The organism is Burkholderia contaminans (genome assembly GCF_029633825.1).
In the GTDB taxonomy this organism is placed as follows: domain Bacteria; phylum Pseudomonadota; class Gammaproteobacteria; order Burkholderiales; family Burkholderiaceae; genus Burkholderia; species Burkholderia contaminans.
This window is the reverse complement of the sequence record NZ_CP090641.1, coordinates 1,119,242-1,137,290: the sequence shown is the minus strand read 5'-3', so window position 1 is coordinate 1,137,290 and position 18,049 is coordinate 1,119,242. Positions and strand designations below refer to the sequence as shown.

Annotated in this window: 10 protein-coding genes and 1 pseudogene; 2 read left to right on the top strand and 9 right to left on the bottom strand. The window is 67.3% G+C overall.

All coding sequences use genetic code 11. The annotated features are described in order from the left end of the window. Positions 1 to 36 precede the first annotated feature (36 nt). Positions 37 to 2,451, top strand: a complete 2,415-nt coding sequence (pbpC, locus tag LXE91_RS22815; RefSeq protein ID WP_082139585.1) for a penicillin-binding protein 1C — start codon at positions 37 to 39, stop codon at positions 2,449 to 2,451. Between the two features lie 40 nt (positions 2,452 to 2,491). On the opposite strand, the gene LXE91_RS22810 is transcribed toward pbpC, so the two are convergent. The 8 genes and pseudogenes from LXE91_RS22810 to LXE91_RS22775 all read right to left on the bottom strand — a co-directional run bounded on the left by LXE91_RS22810 (position 2,492) and on the right by LXE91_RS22775 (position 14,509). After that, complete coding sequence (locus tag LXE91_RS22810) at positions 2,492 to 3,706, bottom strand: MFS transporter (protein WP_046196891.1); 1,215 nt, start codon at positions 3,704 to 3,706, stop codon at positions 2,492 to 2,494. A 375-nt stretch (positions 3,707 to 4,081) separates the two neighbouring features. Next, positions 4,082 to 5,488 carry a methyl-accepting chemotaxis protein gene (locus LXE91_RS22805; RefSeq protein WP_039346562.1) on the bottom strand — a complete coding sequence of 469 codons (1,407 nt, stop codon included), beginning with the start codon at positions 5,486 to 5,488 and terminating at the stop codon, positions 4,082 to 4,084. 224 nt (positions 5,489 to 5,712) lie between these two features. Then, a complete protein-coding gene (locus LXE91_RS22800) occupies positions 5,713 to 6,783 on the bottom strand; it encodes a porin (RefSeq protein WP_039346560.1) in 1,071 nt (356 codons plus the stop codon). Between the two features lie 182 nt (positions 6,784 to 6,965). Next, positions 6,966 to 8,948: an acetate--CoA ligase gene (gene acs, locus LXE91_RS22795; RefSeq protein WP_046544127.1), complete on the bottom strand. Its 1,983-nt coding sequence runs from the start codon at positions 8,946 to 8,948 to the stop codon at positions 6,966 to 6,968. A gap of 247 nt (positions 8,949 to 9,195) precedes the next feature. Then, positions 9,196 to 11,102, bottom strand: a pseudogene (locus tag LXE91_RS22790) (sigma-70 family RNA polymerase sigma factor). Then, positions 11,086 to 11,400, bottom strand: a complete 315-nt coding sequence (locus LXE91_RS22785; RefSeq protein WP_039369413.1) for a high-potential iron-sulfur protein — start codon at positions 11,398 to 11,400, stop codon at positions 11,086 to 11,088. The pseudogene LXE91_RS22790 and the gene LXE91_RS22785 overlap by 17 nt, the downstream one beginning before the upstream one ends. A 98-nt stretch (positions 11,401 to 11,498) precedes the next feature. Then, positions 11,499 to 12,707, bottom strand: a complete 1,209-nt coding sequence (locus LXE91_RS22780) for a c-type cytochrome (RefSeq protein WP_039369416.1) — start codon at positions 12,705 to 12,707, stop codon at positions 11,499 to 11,501. Between the two features lie 80 nt (positions 12,708 to 12,787). Continuing rightward, positions 12,788 to 14,509 (bottom strand): methanol/ethanol family PQQ-dependent dehydrogenase, encoded by a 1,722-nt coding sequence (locus LXE91_RS22775; RefSeq protein WP_039369421.1) that lies wholly within the window; start codon positions 14,507 to 14,509, stop codon positions 12,788 to 12,790. A gap of 416 nt (positions 14,510 to 14,925) precedes the next feature. Here LXE91_RS22775 and LXE91_RS22770 point away from each other — a divergent pair, with 416 nt between their 5' ends. Beyond that, positions 14,926 to 17,271 (top strand): TonB-dependent receptor, encoded by a 2,346-nt coding sequence (locus LXE91_RS22770; protein WP_039369425.1) that lies wholly within the window; start codon positions 14,926 to 14,928, stop codon positions 17,269 to 17,271. On the opposite strand, the gene LXE91_RS22765 is transcribed toward LXE91_RS22770, so the two are convergent. Further along, positions 17,256 to 18,047 (bottom strand): alpha/beta fold hydrolase, encoded by a 792-nt coding sequence (locus tag LXE91_RS22765; RefSeq protein WP_423191626.1) that lies wholly within the window; start codon positions 18,045 to 18,047, stop codon positions 17,256 to 17,258. The two genes, LXE91_RS22770 and LXE91_RS22765, sit on opposite strands and share 16 nt — an antisense overlap. Between the last annotated feature and the right edge of the window lie 2 nt (positions 18,048 to 18,049).

Below are 18,049 nucleotides of genomic sequence, written 5' to 3'. Positions count from 1 at the left end.
GTTGCCGGCCGCGCCGGGTGCGAGGAGCGCCCGCGCGTGGCTGACGACGTTTCGGTGCGCCGGCGCGTGCTGCACGGCGCCGCCGGGTGGCTCCATCGCTGGCAGAACTGGATCGCCGGCGTGCTGCTCGTGTTCGGCGCGCTGGCCGCATGCCGGCTGTGGCCGCATCCGCCGCTACGCGAATGGAAGCCGTCGTCGGTCGCGGTGGTCGACGCGCAGGGCCGCTTGCTGCGGCTCACGCTCGCGAAGGACGACCGCTACCGGCTGTGGGTGCCGCTCGACCGGATGTCGCCGCAGCTCGTCGAAGCGGTGATGCTGCACGAGGACCGCTGGTTCTGGTGGCATCCCGGCTTCAACCCGTACGGGCTCGCACGCGGCGCTTGGATCACGTACGTGCGCGGCGGCAATCCGCAGGGCGGCTCGACGCTGACGATGCAGCTTGCGCGCTCGCTGTGGCGGCTGAACACGCGCACGCCGGCCGGCAAGCTCGAGCAGGTTGCGCGCGCGGTGCAGCTCGAACTCTTCTATTCGAAACGGCAGATCCTCGAAGCGTATCTGAACGATGCGCCGTATGGCCGCAACGTCGAAGGCGCGGGCACCGCGAGCGTCGTCTATTTCGACCGGATGCCCGACGCGCTGACGCTGCCCGAGGCGCTCGCGCTCGCGGTGATTCCGCAGGACCCGGCGCGGCGCGTGCGCGGCGGGCAGGATGAAATCAACCGCGCGCTGGCCGCGTCGCGCAACCGGCTGTATGCGCGCTGGCTGACGAAGCATCCTGGCGATGCATCGTTCAAGCCGCTGTTCGCGTTGCCGCTTGCGATGCGGCCGCTGTCCGCGCTGCCGTTCGATGCGCCGCACGCGGTTGGCCAGGCACTCGCCGCGCGCAACGCGTGGCATACCACCTCGAGCGCCGCGGCGAACGACAGCGACGCCGACGCGCGACTCGTGACGACGCTCGATCTCGACCTGCAGCACACGCTCGAACGGCAGATCGCACGTTATGTCGCACGCAACGATACGCGCGGCGTGCGCAATGCTGCGGCGATCCTCGTCGATACGCGCGACATGGGCGTGAAGGCGCTCGTCGGTTCCGCGAACTTCTTCGACCGTGCGATCGACGGGCAGGTGAACGGCACGCTTGCGCGGCGTTCACCCGGCTCGACGCTCAAGCCGTTCATCTATGCGCTCGGCTTCGACCAGGGCGTGCTGCATCCGCAGACCGTGCTGCGCGACGTGCCGACCGCATTCGGCCCGTATGCGCCGGAGAATTTCGACGGCCATTTCCTCGGGCCGATCACCGCGACCGATGCGCTGAACCGCAGCCGCAACGTGCCGGCCGTGTGGGTCGCGTCGCAGCTCAAGTCGCCCGATCTGTACCGGTTCCTGCAGGAAGCCGGCGTGCGCCGGCTCGCGAGCGCGCAGCACTACGGGCTCGCGCTGGTGCTCGGCGGCGGTGAAGTGACGATGCAGGATATCGCGGCGCTCTACGCGATGCTCGCGAATCGCGGCGAGTTCCGGCCGCTGCGGCTGCGCGCGGACGAACCGGCGCTGCCCGGCCAGCGCCTGCTCAGCGCCGAGGCGAGCTACATGACGATGGACATGCTGCGCCAGCATCTGCGCCCCGACGAGACGAGCGGCGCGCAGCCGTCGAGCGTGCCGGTCTACTGGAAGACCGGCACGTCATGGTCGTTCCGCGATGCATGGACGGCCGGCGTGTTCGGCCCGTATGTGCTGGTCGTGTGGGTCGGCAACTTCGACAATTCGACCAATACGGCATTCGTCGGCGTCGACGCGGCCGCGCCGCTGTTCTTCCAGGTCGTCGATGCGCTGAACGCCGAGCGCACGCTCGTCGAGCCGCCGCGCGCGGTGCCGCCGAAGCTGAAGCGCGTGCGGATCTGCCTCGCGAGCGGCGATTTGCCGAACGAGTGGTGCCCGCAGCAGGGCTGGACGTGGTTCATTCCGGGCACGTCGCCGATCCGCGTGAGCACCGTGCACCGGCCGGTCGTGATCGACGACGCGACGGGGAAGGCCGCGTGTCCGCCGTACGGCGGCAAGCGCACGCATACGGAGATCTTCGAGTTCTGGCCGTCGGATCTGCAGCAGGTGTTCGCGCAGGCCGGCATTCCGCGCCGGCGGCCGCCGCAGAACGCGGACTGTCGCGATGCAGGGCAGGTCGAAGGTGACCCGCCGCGCATCACGTCGCCGCTGCGCGGCAGTACGTATGCGATGCGCGTGAAGCGTACGGAGGAGACGCGCATCGCGTTCAACGCGACAGCCGATGCGAGCGCGCATGCGCTGTACTGGTTCGTCAACGATGCGTTTGTCGGGCGCGGTGCACCGGGCGATGCGCTGTTCTGGCAGCCGCGAACGGCCGGGAGTTATACGGTGCGGGTGGTCGACGATCACGGGCGCAGCGATCAACGGCCGTTGGCGGTGGGGCTGGAGCAGTAGGGGCCGTATCTGAACCTGTGTCTGTATTGCGCGTTCGCGGTCAGCGTGCCGCGATCTGCGCGTTGTCGCGCCGAAGGCTCGCGTGAACGAGCATCAGCAAGTTGATGACGACGACGGCGATCGTTGCGACGATCATCCCGTTCACGCCGACGTGGGTCACCAATGTGCCGGCTACGTACGGAAACCCGAACAGGCCCGTGAAGTAGGCGATCGTGAAGACTTGCGAACACGCCGATGCGGACAGGCCCTTCTCACCGGCGAGATTGACCGCCATGCCGTTCAAGGTGGAGTAGCTGAGGCCGTAGCCGATCGCGAAGATGAACGAGCCGATCACGTAAAGGCTTTCGCTGCCCGGGTTCGACACGAACAGAACCAGTGCCAGGAGTGTCATGGCGAACAGCGTGAACGCGAGTTTTCGGACTGGCAATCGGCTGATCGTCTGCGCCAGCGTGAATCGGCAGAAAACGGTCGTCAATGTGAACGTCACGAAGAAGGTATCGGGCGACAGGTGTCGCGATTCCGCATAGATCGCCTGAAAATTCGACAACGCGGAGAAGACGCATGCGGCGAGTCCGATCATGATGATCGGTAGGCGGGTGCCATGGCGCAGGATCTCGGCGACTCGCGCGGCTGTCAGTCCGGTCGCGTCGATCTGCGGTTGTGGTGTGCGTTCAGTCCGTTGTCGGACGAGCGAAAATGCGATGGCGGCAATCACGCAGAGACCCGCGAGCCCTGCGTAGACGATGGCATACGATCCGAAGCGGCTGGCGACGAAATGGCCGATCGGTGACGCGAGACCCAGCCCGACCATCTGGCCGCCCGACAGCAAGGTCAGGTATTTGATCCGCGCGGCGGGCCGCAGGTGATGAATGATCTGAAGCGGCGCGAGTATGTAAAAGGCCGACCATCCCGTTCCCAGAAGCAGGCCGCCGATGAATGCGATCCGCACATCGTGCGCTGCCAGGCTGAATGCGATCATGGAAAGTGCCATGACGGCGGCGGCCGCCACGATCGTCGACATCAAGCCGATTCGTTGTGCTACCCATCCCGCGATGACGGAGCTGACGATCATGGTCAGGATGCCGGTCGAGATCACCGCGCCTGCCATCGATGAATCCAGGCCGCTCTGACGCAAATGCTCGGAAAGGAGAAAGCTGGCGCCGTAGGCGGCGGCCAGTGCAATGCTCGCGACGAGGAATGGAACGAACGTGGCAGCGCCAAGCGACGACGGAAGCGGGTCAGCGGAGGTGTTCATGGAATTGGCGTCCAGGTTTCATCGCCGCCGTGATGCCTCGAGCGGGCCGGATTGCTTCAATCGTCTTGTACCCAGGTATGGCGTGCCGAAGGCCCTTCCGGATGGACTGATCCCGAGCCTGACGGGCATTGTGTTCGAGGTGGAAGCGGGATGAAATGTACAGTGACGCCGATTTTCTGCTGCACAGTACATGTCGTTGCTGACGAGCTTGGGCTCGGAAACGTAAAGTCGACCCAGATTACGTTGGAGGGTTACGAATCGAGATCCACTAACCGCCTGAATCATTCCGATGTTGCTAGCGTTCGACGATCACGTGCGCAGCGATCGACGGCCGTTGGCGGTGGAACTGGAGCAGCAGAGGCCGCGCGCCCCGATTCAGACGCTGTAGCCGATCCGCAGGACACCCCACGGCCGCCCGCCGACGACGATCGGTGCGGAAACGTCCTTCATCAGCGCGAACTGGCCGTTGCCCATGTCGCGCCGATAGGTCTGCAACAGGAACGGCTTGGTATGCGACACGGAGGTGCGCGCTGTCCGGTCGGTGTAGATCCGGCGGTTCCGGCAGTTCGCAGCGTTCCAGGCGGCGTCCGCGCGCTGCGGCAGCGAGAACTTCCGGTTGTGGGTCGGCAGGTAGCACTGCCGGTCGAAGCTCGCGCAATAGACGATGCGCGCGTCGATCTCGAGCACCGGCTCCTGGATGGCCGGCAGCACGCGATCGGTAAACGCCGTGAAGCGCGTCATGAACTGCTGCGGGTCGGTGCCGGGAATCGGCTCGTAGTGCGCGTCGAACAGCGCGTCGAGCGTGATGTCGCCGCGGCTGACCGCCTCCTCGAAAAGCTTGCTGATCGCGGCGGCGGTGTTCCTTGCGGTTTCGATCAGGCGCGTATCGGGCGACTCGATGCCGGTCGCGGCCGTGAGTTCGATGAGTGTCTCGGAGACGGAGAGCAGATTGCCGAGCCGGTCCTTGGCCTGTGAGAAGTTGTTGCTCGAGTTTTCGACGCCGGACGCCATCTCGCCCACCTGCTCGTCGAGGCGGTGGCACTGCGTCTCGATCTCGTCCGTCAGCGACGCGATCTGTTCGGCTTCGCCGGCGAGCTCGGTGATCGCATGCCCGGTCGCGTGCACGACTTCGCCGATTGCGCGCGTGCCTTCGCGCACGCGGTGCGCGCGTGCGGCGTTGTCGGTTCCCTCGGCGATCAGGTGTTCGGTCTGCTCGGCGAGCCGCGCGAGGGTCGTCTCGATCTGGGCCGTCGCCTGTCCGGTCTTCGCGGACAGGTTCTTCACCTCGGCGGCGACGACGGCGAAGCTGCGACCCGCGTCGCCTGCGCGCGCAGCCTCGATCGCGGCGTTCAACGCGAGCAGGTGCGTCTGGCGCGCGATGACGGAGATATCCTCGGAGACGGCCCGCACGTGATCGAGCGCGTCGCGCAGCGCCCCCATCTGGTCGCTGATCGTGGTGACGCCCTCGACGAGGCCGTGAATGTCCGCGAGCGAGGCCTCGATCGTCTGCTGCGACTGGCGGACCGCATTCGACGCATTGGCGCTGACGTCGCGCACCTGCTGCGCCGCCTCGGCGATCCGGTGGTTGCCGCGCAGCGTAACGGCGGCCGATTCGCGCAGCGTGTGGCAGACCTCCGCCTGACGGGCGACGCGGGCGGCCACTTCCTCGACATGGCCCGACACGTCGCAGATCTCGATGCCGAGCCTGCCGGCCTGCTCGGCGATGTCGCCGACGACCGCGCGCGACGAACGGCGGCCGCGGCCGATTCCGAAGAAGTTCACGTTGCTGGGTCTCCTTTAGGGGCACGCCCGGTTCCGGGCGGATATCGGGCGCGCGCTCCTGACTTGACGGCAGCATGGCCGCGGACTTGAGGTCGGGTAAACATCCAGGCCCGATTGCCCGGGCGATGCAGGGCGCGGCACATCGTCATCCGCGTTCGAAGCGGCCATGTACCGGTGCGGGGCGGGGACGGGCGCATGCCGGCCGCCCGCCCGCACGCGCTGCGTCAGAACACGTGGTGGATGCCGGCGTTGACGCCGACCGTCGTGCCCGGCAACCCGTACAACGCGCCACCCGTGATGCCGAGGCCCGTATTCATCGCCCCGTGGTTGTTGACGACGCCGACCTGCGCATACAGGCCCGTTCGCTTCGACAGGCTGTAGTCGGCGCCGATCGCGGCTAGCAGCGAGTGATTGTGCGAATCGTTGCGGTCGGTCGTGTACCACACGCCGGTGTTCAGGTCGAGGGCCGGCGTGACGCGATAGTCGAGACCGGCGCTGTACACGTTGTTGCTGAACGATCCGGCGACCTTGTAGCTCGTGAACGACGCCTTGCCCGTTACCGGCCCGAACGTGTAGGCGGTACCGATCGTGCGGCCGACGAATGCGACCGTGCTCGGAACCGGCGTGGGGGACGTGCCGCCGTTCCCGTCGTAGAGCGCCGCGTTGAGCATGAAGCCGCCGTTCGTATAGGTGAGGCTGCCGGAATACTGGCGTCCCGCCTGGAAGTCGCCGGCTTTCCCGCCGAATCCGAACATCGCGCTGGCCGTCAGTCCGGCGATCGTCGGGCTCGTGTACGAAATCGCGTTCGGGTTGAAGAGACCCGTGACAAGCACGTTGTCGACGTACGGAATCAGTGCGGCGCCGAAGTGCGAGATATTGCGCGGATCCGAGCCGAGTATCGCGAGCACGAACGGCGAGAACTGCAGGCCGACCTTGGTCTCGCCGAACCCGCCATCGATGCCGACCCACGCCTGGCGGCCGAAGAAGTTGCCGTTCGAATGGCCGAACGCGCCGTCCGTGATGTTGAAGCCGCTTTCCAGCTTGAATCTCGCATGCAGCCCGCCACCGAGATCTTCGCTGCCCGTCATCCCGAAGTTGGTCGGCGTCATGCCGGTGTCGGTCAGCGCGAACTGGCGTCCGGCGTTGCCACCGGTTGCCGAGTCGAGCGATCGGCTCGTATAAAGCAATGCGGCGTCGAGGTCGCCGTACAGCGTGATGCTGCTCTGGGCGAAGCTGCTCGTGCTGGCCGCTGCGCCCAGCAGTGCCGCGCCAATCATCCGTGTCCTTCCGTTCATCGTCTGTCTCCGTCTTGTTGAGTGTTGTAATATGTATAACTAATTAAATCGGCGGCGATGGACTCGATGCGAGCCGCCCGCATGCCGTGCCGTCGGGAACGCACGGCAATGCTTTTCGCGAGCCGGATACGGCCGCGCGCCGGCGCCGCGGCGATGCGGTAAGCACGCCGTGGCGGGCGGTGTCACACCGAGCGGTTCAACTGCCCGAGGATGGCCGGATTCTCGAGCGTGGACGTGTCCTGCGTGATCGCTTCGCCCTTCGCGAGCGAACGCAGCAGGCGCCGCATGATCTTGCCCGAGCGCGTCTTCGGCAGGTTGTCGCCGAAGCGGATGTCCTTCGGCTTCGCGATCGGCCCGATCTGCTTGCCGACCCAGTCGCGCAGCGTCTTCGCGAGCGCCGCCGCTTCCTCGCCTTCCGGACGCGAACGCTTCAGCACCACGAACGCGACCACCGCTTCGCCCGTCGTATCGTCCGGACGGCCGACCACGGCGGCTTCAGCCACGAGTTCGTGCGAGACCAGCGCCGATTCGATTTCCATCGTGCCGAGCCGGTGGCCCGACACGTTCAGCACGTCGTCGATCCGGCCCATGATCGTGAAGTAGCCGGTGTCCTTGTCGCGCACGGTGCCATCGCCGGCCAGGTACAGGCGCCCGCCGAGTTCCTCGGGGTAGTAGCTCTTCTTGAAGCGCTCCGGGTCGCCCCAGATCGTGCGGATCATCGCGGGCCACGGACGCTTGACGACGAGGATGCCGCCCTGCCCGTTCGGTACGTCCTGGCCGGTTTCGTCGACCACCGCGGCCATGATGCCCGGCAGCGGCAGCGTGCACGAGCCAGGCACGGTGGGCGTCGCGCCCGGCAGCGGCGTGATCATGTGGCCGCCGGTTTCGGTCTGCCACCACGTGTCGACGATCGGGCAGCGCTCCTGGCCGACGTGCTTGTGATACCACATCCATGCTTCCGGATTGATCGGTTCGCCGACCGTGCCGATGATGCGCAGGCTCGACAGGTCGTAGCTCTTCGGATGGACCTTGTCGTCGGCCTCGGCCGCCTTGATCAGCGAGCGGATCGCGGTCGGCGCGGTGTAGAACACGGTGACCTTGTGGTCGCCGATCATCTTCCAGAAGCGGCCGGCGTCCGGATAGGTCGGCACGCCTTCGAACACGACCTGCGTGCCGCCGCATGCGAGCGGGCCGTACGTGATGTACGTGTGGCCGGTGACCCAGCCGATGTCGGCCGTGCACCAGAACACGTCGGTGGGCTTCCAGTCGAAGGTCCACTTCATCGTCTGCGCGGCCCACAGCAGGTAGCCGCCCGTGCTGTGCTGCACGCCCTTCGGCTTGCCGGTCGAGCCCGACGTATACAGGATGAACAGCGGATGCTCGGCGCCGACCCATTCCGGCTCGCACTGGTCGGATTCGCCGGCCGTCAGTTCGTGCATCCACAGGTCGCGCCCGGCGTGCCAGTCGATCTTGCCGCCGGTGCGGCGATAGACGATCACGCTCTTCACGGCCTCGCAGCCGCCCAGCGCGATCGCTTCGTCCGCGATGCTCTTCAGCGGCAGCGTCTTGCCGCCGCGCGCCTGCTCGTCGGCCGTGACGAGCGCGGTTGCGCCGACGTCGACGAGCCGCTCGTTCAGCGACTTCGCGGAGAAGCCGCCGAACACGACCGAGTGCGTCGCGCCGATGCGCGCGCAGGCCTGCATCGCGACGATGCCTTCGATCGACATCGGGATATAGATGACGACGCGGTCGCCCTTGCCGATCCCGCGCTTCTTCAGGGCATTCGCGAAACGGGACACGCGGGCGAGGAGATCCGCATAGGTGACGCGCGTGACGGTGCCGTCGTCGGCTTCGAAGATCACCGCGACGCGCTCGCCGTTGCCGGCTTCGACGTGACGGTCGAGGCAGTTGTACGACGCGTTCAGCTCGCCGTCGTCGAACCACTTGTAGAACGGCGCGTTGGACTCGTCGAGCACTTTCGTGAACGGCTTGTGCCACGCCAGACCCTCGCGCGCGAGCCGCGCCCAGAATCCTTCGTAATCGTTTTCGGCTTCGGCGGCGAGCGCACGATAGGCCGGCATGCCGGAAATGGTCGCCGCCTGTTCGAGCGCCGCGGGCGGCGCAAACTGACGGGTTTCGTGAAGAACCGATTCAATCTTGGACAAGCGTGTCTCCTTGCGTTCTTGTGATGCCTGGCGGTATTCCGGAAAACGCAACATGCATGCCAGCATCGGCGATCGACGCGCGCCGGCGGCGACAACCGCGGCAGCCGGGGCGCGTGCCGAACGATCGCTACCGGCGGACCACGTCGTGCACGGCAGCACGATGCGGCCGGTCGTTCAGAAATGCAGCAGGGTGTGTTGCAGTCCTGAGCATTGGCGTGAAGCTCGAAAGGCCGCCGGTACCGCCGCGTCAGGCGAGCAGCGATCGCAGCGCCGGTGCGTGTCCGAATTGCCGGATGCGTTCGAGCGCCGCCACCTCGATCTGGCGAACGCGTTCGGCCGACAGGTTCAGTTGGCGGCCGATCTCGCGCAGCGAATACTCGCTGTCCACGTCGATGCCGTACCTCAGGCGAAGAATCCACGCTTCGCGTGCGGGCAGGCTGTCGATCAGCGCCGCCACCGCGGAGCGAAGCTGGCCGGCGCTCGCGGCGTCTTCCGGGTTCGGCGCATCGGGATCGATCGTGACGTCGCACAACGTGAGGTCGTGATCGGGCGAGACGGGCGAGTCGGCGGAGACGGGCTCGCGCACGATGCGCATCAGTTCGCGTACCTTGTCGACGGGCAGTTGCATCTGCGTGGAGAGTGCCGGCGCGTCGGCGACATCGCCGGTGCGCTGCCGATGCGTTAGCGCGAGCCGCGACAGCTTGTTGAGCGCATCGACCGTATGCGCGGGCACCCGTATCGTGCGGCCCTGATCGGCGAGCGCGTGCGTGATCGCCTGCCGGACCCACCAGGTCGCATACGTCGAGAATTTGAAGCCGCGCCGGTGGTCGTAGCGATCGACGGCCTTCAACAGGCCGATATTGCCCTCCTGGATCAGGTCGAGGAACGGCAGGCCGCGATCGGGATACCGTTTGGCGATGGATACGACGAGCCGCAGATTGCTGCGGAACAGTTTCGTTCTCGCGGGTTGCATCGCACGCTCGATACGCGACAGCCGCGCGTCGAGCGCGACCGCGATGGTGAGCGGCAGCGGCGACTGGCCGGCGAGGCGGGCAAGCGCGATGCGCGCGTCGATCAGCGCCGGTGTGTGGCGGGCGAGGGCGGCGGCGCATTCGGGATGCGCGGCGATGCAGGCGCGCAGCCGGCGTGCGCATCGTCGCACGGCGCGAAGCGGTCGCGGCGCGTCGATCCGGTACGTATGCCTGATGCGGCCAGCGTATCGACGAGCCGTTTTTCGACCTGGCGCGCCCGGGTTGCGCGTTCAACGTTCGCATGACCGATGCGCTCGATCGCGCGCGACGTGAAGCGGATCCTGCCGGTCAACGCGGCAGCTTCGCGAATCAGCGCGCGATAACGGGCCGACGCGAACCCGTCGGCGTGCAATGCGCGCCGCATCGCCGGCGCCAGCGCACCGGCGCGCCCGAGCGATTCGGCAACTGCATCGCGCCACGCCGGGCTGTCCGGCGAGAGGCCGGTGTCGCCCGATTCCATGGCGGGGGCGGGCGCCGTGTCGTTCCCGGGCGAATCGTCGTGCAAATCGTCGGGCGGCATCGCGGGCGCTAGCGCGAGCGATTCGGCGCCCCCGGTGAACCCCGTCACGTAGACCGACGCCGCGACCTTGCCGGCGCGGATGTCGTCTGCGATCGCGGCGAGGCCGGCGAGTGCGTCCGGATCCCGGCTCAATGCGTCGATGCATGCCGCGCGGCCGCTTTCCAGGTGAAGCGCGAGCGCGATCTCCTCGTGGCGTTCGAGGAGCGGCGTCGCGCTCATGTCCCGCAGATAGAGCCGGACCGGATCGTTGGTCCGGCCCGTGAGCAGATCGTCGGGCGCGAGCGGCGCCGATGCGTCCGCAAGCCGCAGCGTCACTTCCGGCGCCTGCGCGAAGTGACGGTCGAGCGTCCACGCGGTACGCGAGCCGGCATGCGCGCGCACCTCGATGCCGAGCGCGCGGAGCGTCGACGCGGCCGCATCGACGTCCGTGCGTTCCGCCGCATCGTCGGGCAACGCGTCGGCGATTTCGCCGGGTGTCACGTAACCGCGATCGATGCCCAGCGCGATCAACGCATGCAGATGGGCCGCGTGGTCGGCATCCGTGTCGCGACGCGGTGCGCTGTCGCGTCCGCGCGCGGCCCCGGGATCAAGCGAGCTTTGCATAGACGTTGCACCAGCCTTCGGCGGCAACCGTCTTGCCCGCGAACATCGGGCACGTGCCGAAGGATTCACCCGCGGCGGCCTTGTAGAAGCGGCAGTTCGAACAGGTCTGGCCGGCCTGGTACTTCGGGAACTTGCCCGCGTCGACGGTCGTGGCTTTGGCGCGGTAGCCGAGCGTTTTCGCGGCCGCGTCGTTTTCGTCGACGGGCGGCGGGGCGGCGAATGCGCGGGTGCCGGCCGCGAGTGCGGCGCACAGGCCGGCCGCGTGGACGAAGAAGGTTCTGCGGTTGGAAGAGATCATCGCGTTGTCCTGAATGAAATGAAAGGATGAAGCCGGGTCCGCGCTCCGGGCATGCTGCCCGGCGCGGCGGTCGGTCGAAACGAAAGCGGGCGGGGAAGTTACTTGCGCGGTCCGGCGATGAGCGGCGCCTTCGACGCGGTGGCGGCATCGGCGGTCAGCTTGCTTTTGGACGCGTCATAGCCGTTCGAGTAAAGCAGGAACGCCATCACGTCCTCGTATTCCTGTGCCGTCATCTTGCCGGGGCGATCGGCCGGCATGTTGTTCGACATGTACTGGAAGATGCCGCCGACCGTGATGTGCGACTTGCCTTCGGGAGCGAAGGATTCCCCGCTCAGCGCGGGGGCGGTATTGCCTTCGAGCTGGTCGCCGTGACATTTCGCGCAGGCGTCGCCGTAGAGCTTCTTGCCATGCTGGACCTGCGCCTGGTCGAACGACGGCATGTCGCTGCCTTCGCTGGCCGACACCTTGATGAAGCCGCTCCTTGCCGGCATGGATGGTGCGGATGCGATCGCGCCGTCGAGAAACCGGCCGGCCGCACGCGCGGCGGCGGCTTGCGTGACCGTGTCCGGAAGCGCCCAACCGCGCGTGAGCGAGGCGAGGCGGCCGTCGCCGCTCATGCGGGACAGCGTTGCGTCGATGCGCTTTTGCAATGCGTCCTTGCCCGGCCCGAATGCGAACGACAGTTGCCAGTTGGAGTACGGCGATGAAGTCGCCGCGACCCGGAACCGTTGGCGCGGGTGCGCTCGTTCGTACGCTACGACGCTCGGATACCAGACGATCGCGCGCTGGGCACGGCCCGCGGCGACCGCGCCGATCGTCTGCTCGCTCGTGTTTTCGAGGTCGAAGCGGGCGTTCGCCTGCTGGGCGGCGATCAGTTGAGACGGGCTGCCATACGTGGCCGCGATCGTTTCCTTGACATCGGACGAGGCCTGCGCGTCGAGCAGCGACACGCTGACGTAGCCGGAGCGCAGATAGCCTTGCGAGAACGTCATTTTCGATCCCGATGCATCGGCGATTTCCGAGCGTGGGAAGCCGGCGATCACGTCGCAGTCGTGTTCGAGCGATTTCTTCAGCTCGCCGGCGGAGATGCCGTCGTCGCCGCCATCGTCATCGACGCCGCGCTTGTTGAACGTCGCGGCGATGCCTGCAGAGCGGAATACTTCGCGTGCAACGGATCGGTCGAGCGCCGTGGTCGGGCTGCCGGGCAGCGTGCAGATGCGTACGCCGGCCGACGCGGCAGCCGGTGTCAGCGCCACGCCCACGGCGAGCAGACTGGCGACGGTAACGGAAGTGAGACGAGTATTCATGATCCTGTGTCCGGTTGAAGCGGGGAGGGCGTCGCGCCCGCATCGGGCGCATGCGGGCGCGACTCGGGCCTGGCGCCTGATCAGTCGAGCGCGAACACATAGAGCGTGCCGCCGCGCGGAACGTCCTTCGCGATGTCGGCCATCGGGCCGCCCCAGATCGGATTCGCGCCGCCGTAACCGGCCAGCACGGCCACGTATTCCTTGCCGTCGACCTCATACACCGACGGCTGCGAAATGATGCCGCTCGCCAGTTGCGGGCTTTCCCAGAGCACCTTGCCGGTCGCCGTGTCGAACGCATACAGGTGGCCGTCGAGCGAGCCGCTGAACGCGAGACCGCTCGCGGTGGTCGCGACGCCGCCGTTCCACGGCTTCTTCGACCAGTGGCTCCACAGCTTCTTGCCGGTGTTCACGTCGATGGCCGTCAGTTCGCCGTAGCCTTCGCTGCCCGGTTCGGGCTTGATCTCGAAGCCTTCGCCGAGGTACGGCAGGCCCTCCATGTAGCTGACCGACTTGCCGGTGAGACTCATGCACGCATGCAGCGCGGGCACGACCGCGATGTTGCGTTCCTGGTCATAGGAGATCGACCACCAGTTCTTGCCGCCGAGGAAGCTCGGGCACGTTTCGATCGTCGTGCCGGCCTTCGGGAACTTCGACGCGTCCTGGATCGGCTTGCCGTCGGCCGTGTAGCCGGTGACCGACAACGCCGTCACGAACGGCGTCGCATAGATCAGCTTGCCGGTCGTGCGGTCGATCGCGTGGAAGAAGCCGTTGCGGTCTGCGTGGATGATCGCGTCGTAGTCCTTGCCTTTGTACTTGATGTCCGCAAGCACGGCGGCGTTCACGCCGTCGTAGTCCCACGTGTCGTTGTTCGTGTACTGGTAGTGCCACTTCAGGTTGCCGTTCTTCGCGTCGAGCGCAAGCAGCGAGTCGGAATACAGGTTGTCGCCGGGGCGCAGCGCGGCGAGCCACGGGCCCGGGTTGCCGACACCCCAGTACAGCGTGCGGGATGCGGCGTCGTAGGTGCCGGTGAGCCACGCCGCGCCACCGCCGTGGCTCTGCATGCCGTCGGGCCAGGTTTCCGCGCCCTTTTCGCCGGAAGCGGGGATCGTGTAGCGTTTCCAGACTTCGGAGCCGTTCTCCGGGTTGAGCGCGACGATATAGCCGCGAATACCGTATTCGCCGCCCGACGTGCCGACGACGATCGCGCCGTCGAGTGCGAGTGGCGCGAGCGAGAATGCGTAGCCGAGGCCCGGCTCGAACATCTGCTTCTTCCACACGAGATTGCCAGTCTGCGCATCGAGCGCCGCGACTTCGCCGCTCAACATCGCGACGTAGACGTTCTTGCCGTACAGCGCGACGCCGCGGTTCACGACGTCGCAGCACGCGGTCTTGAACGACGCGGCGCCGAGCTTCGGCTCGTATTTCCACAGCTGCTTGCCTGTCTTCGCGTCGAATGCGTAGACGTTGTCCTTCGGCGTCGTCACGAACAGATAGTTGCCGTTGATGATCGGCGTGGCTTCGAAGCCCTGCTTCAGGTCGGCGGGGAACTTGTAGGCCCACACCTGCTTGAGATCCTTCGCGTTCGACGTGTCGATCTGCTTGAGCGGCGAATGCGAGCGGCCGTCGTAGGTGCGGTAATAGGTCAGCCAGCCGGGATCGCCATGTGCATCGGTCAGGCGCTGGTAGGTCACGGCCGGGTAGTCCGCGGCCGCTTCGACGAGGCCGGGGTTCAGCGCGACGGCGGCCGCCACCGCGATTCCGATCGTCGCCAGCCGGCTCGCTGAAGCCGAGAATTTCTTCATGGTTGTCTCCTGAGTCATTGTGGTCGCACCGCCGCGAACGGTTGGTCGCGCCGGCACGGTTGGGAATCCGGGCCGAGTGCCCTGCCCGTCACGCAAGTCGCATGCCATCGCGATGCGAAGCCCGCGCGGCGCGGCATGGCGGCGCAGCGCGCGCGATGCGCCGTCGAACACGCCGGGCTCCGGCACCCCCGAAGGTGTTGCATTCAGGTACACCGCCGCGCACGAGGTGTTGCCAAACATGACAGGTGACGCAGCACGCGGGACAGGTGGGCCGTCGCACGCTTCCATGCCGCGCGGAACCGATGCGCGGCGCAGGCAGCGCTGGCATGGTTCTCGCACGCGCGCTTCTCGACACCACATCGCCGCGCAGTGCATTGCACGACCCGGCGGAACATAAAAATACGGAGACAACGGAAATGATCAGGAGGCCAAAGGCAGCCGGGCGACATAGCGCGATGCGAGGCGGCCGGCGGGCGCGATGCGTCGGCACGGCGATCGGTGCGCTTGCGCTCGCCGGGCTGTCGCCCGGCAGCGCGCGTGCGCAGCAGCAGGCGGAGGGTGCCGCGCCACCGGCCGCCGCCGTCGCGTCGCAAGCGTCGGCCGTGATGTTGCCGGCGGTGGTCGTCGTCGGCACGACGCCGCTGCTCGGAATCGGCACGCCGCTGTCGAAGGTGCCGGCAAACGTGCAGACGGTGCGCGGCGCGGAACTCGACGCACAGCACCGTGCGACGCTGACCGATTTCTTCGCCGCAAACCTGCAGAGCGTGACGATCTCGGAGGCGCAGGGCAACCCGTACCAGACGGACGTCAACTATCGCGGCTTCACCGCGTCGCCGCTGCTCGGCACACCGCAGGGGTTGTCGGTGTTCGTCGACGGCGTGCGCGTGAACGAGCCGTTCGGCGACGTCGTGAACTGGGACATCCTGCCCGCGCAAGCGATCGATCGGGTGCAGCTGATTCCGGGCTCCAATCCGGTATACGGACGCAATACGCTCGGCGGTGCACTCGCGATCACGACGAAGGACGGCAAGACCAACCCGGGTGGCGAAGCGGAGGTGTCGGGCGGCTCGTGGGGGCGCAAGACCGCCAGCATCGAGCAGGGCGGGACGATCGGCGCGAACCTCGATTACTACGCAACCGCGAACGTCGCGAACGATGGCGGCTGGGCCGACCACAACGCGAGTCGCGTGCGGCAGGCGTTCGGCAAGCTGCGCTACACCGATGCGGACACGACGCTGTCGATCGCCGGCGGCGGCGCGGACAACACGCTATACGGCACCCAGACGATTCCGCGCTCGTTCCTCGGCAACCCGAAGCAGGCGTATACGTATCCGGACCAGAACCGCAACAGCGCCGGTTACCTGACGCTGTCGGGCGACCGGTTCTTCGGCGAGCACGTCGAACTGAGCGGCAACGCTTACTATCGGCACCTGCGAAACGCCAATACGAGCAGCAACAACAATACGGATTACGGATCGACCGGCGAGGACGGGACGGTCGACACGGTGCAGGGCAGCAATGCGCGGTCGACGATCGTCACCGACAGCTACGGCGGCAGCGTGCAGCTCACGCTGCTCGGCAAGCTCGGCGGGATGGCCAACCGGTTGATTGCGGGCGTCGCGGCCGATGTCGCGAATTCCAGCTACGTCGCGTCGTCGCAGGACGCGTACTTCACCGATACGCGCGCGGCGATCGGCGTCGGCGATTTCGTCCAGCAGACCCGCGCGAAGACGCGCAACGCGAACGTCGGCGTGTACCTGAGCGACGCGCTGTCGCTGACGCCGCACTGGACGCTGACGCTGTCGGGCCGCTACGACTGGTCGAAAGCGCAGATCGGCGACGAGAGCGGCGTGCAGCCGCTGCTCGACGGCAACCATACGTTCTCGCGCTTCAATCCGGCGGTCGGGCTGAACTGGAACCCGGTCCCGGGCGTCACCGCGTATGCGGCGTACAACGAAGGCATGCGTTCGCCGACCGCGATCGAGCTGGCATGCGCCGACCCGTCCGCGCCGTGTTCGCTGCCGAACGACTTCATTGCCGATCCGGCGCTCAAACCGGTGATCTCGAAGACGTTCGAAGCCGGCGTGCGCGGCCGCATCGGCGCCGCGACGACCTGGAGCGCCGCGGCCTACCGCACGACACTGACCGACGACATCCAGTTCATCAGCAGTCCGGCAAGCGCGCAGGGCTATTTCCGCAATGTCGGCGATACGCGGCGGCAGGGCATCGAACTGGCGGGCCGCACGCGGCTCGGGCCGCTCGGTGTCGGGCTGTCGTACAGCTATGTGGATGCGACCTACCGTTCGTCGTGGACCGAACACAGCCCGGCGAATTCGGCGGCCGATGCGAACGGCAACGTGACGGTCAAGTCCGGCGACCGCGTGCCCGGCATTCCCGCGCACACGGTGAAGCTGAGGCTCGACTACGCGGCGACGCCCGCATGGGATATCGGCGCGAACGTCACGTGGCGCAGCGGCGTGTATGCGCGCGGCGACGAGAACAACCAGGACGTGAACGGCAGGCTCGCGGGCTACGTGCTCGTCGATCTCGACATGCGCTACCGGATCACGAAGCGGTTCGAGGTGTTCGCCAGCGTGACGAACCTGTTCGACAAGCGCTATGCGAGCTTCGGTGCGCTCGGCCAGAACTTCTTCAACGGACCGAATCACACGTTCGACAGCGCCAATCCGGTGAACGAGCAGTTCGTCGGGCCGGGCGCGCCGCGCGGTGCGTGGATCGGTGTGCGCTACGCGTGGGATTGAGCGTGGCGCGGCCGCGCCGGTCGTCGTGTCATGCGTCGCGTCACGGCGTGAACGGGCGCAGGTTGCACGGCATCCGCGATCACATGAACGCTGGCGCCGCGAACATCGTTGCCACGGCGCGTGCGACGCTGTGTGCCAACGCCGGATCGCTTGCGAGATGCCCGGCATGCACGCGTTCGATCACCACCTCGGGTGCGGCACGCGCGAGGCGAACGACGTTGGCGGCCGGGCACACGGGGTCGTGCATCCCGTGCGCGGCGAACAGCGGCACCCCCGCCCGCGCCGCCCGACGCGCGAGCGCAAGCACGCAGCGCTCGCCGAGCCAGCAGCCGCGCTGCAGGTAGTGCGCCTGGATCCGGTATTTGTCGATCAGCCTGCGAACGGTCTTCTCCGAGCGGATCGCCTGCGCAGGCGAGCGGCGCGTGCGCGCCGAGGCGAGGACGGCGTTTTCGTACGCGTGCCACGCGAGCGCCACTGCGCGCTGGTGTGCAACGCTCGCGCCGCGGCGCAACCGCCGCGCGCAGCGCGACAGCAGTCGCTCCACGGCCGCCGCCGGCCGCCGCATGCAGGCGCCGCCATTCGCGGGGCGCTCGCGTGCGCGACGTCGTGAACAGTCGGCGGACTTCGCGTGGCGACGTCAGGAACAGGCCGCGCAGTACGACGCCGGTCACCCGCGCGGGGTGCGTGCCCGCATAGGCGAGTGCGAGCGCGGCGCCCCACGATCCACCGACGACACCCCAGCGCGCAATGCCGAGCTGTTCGCGTACGGCCTCCAGGT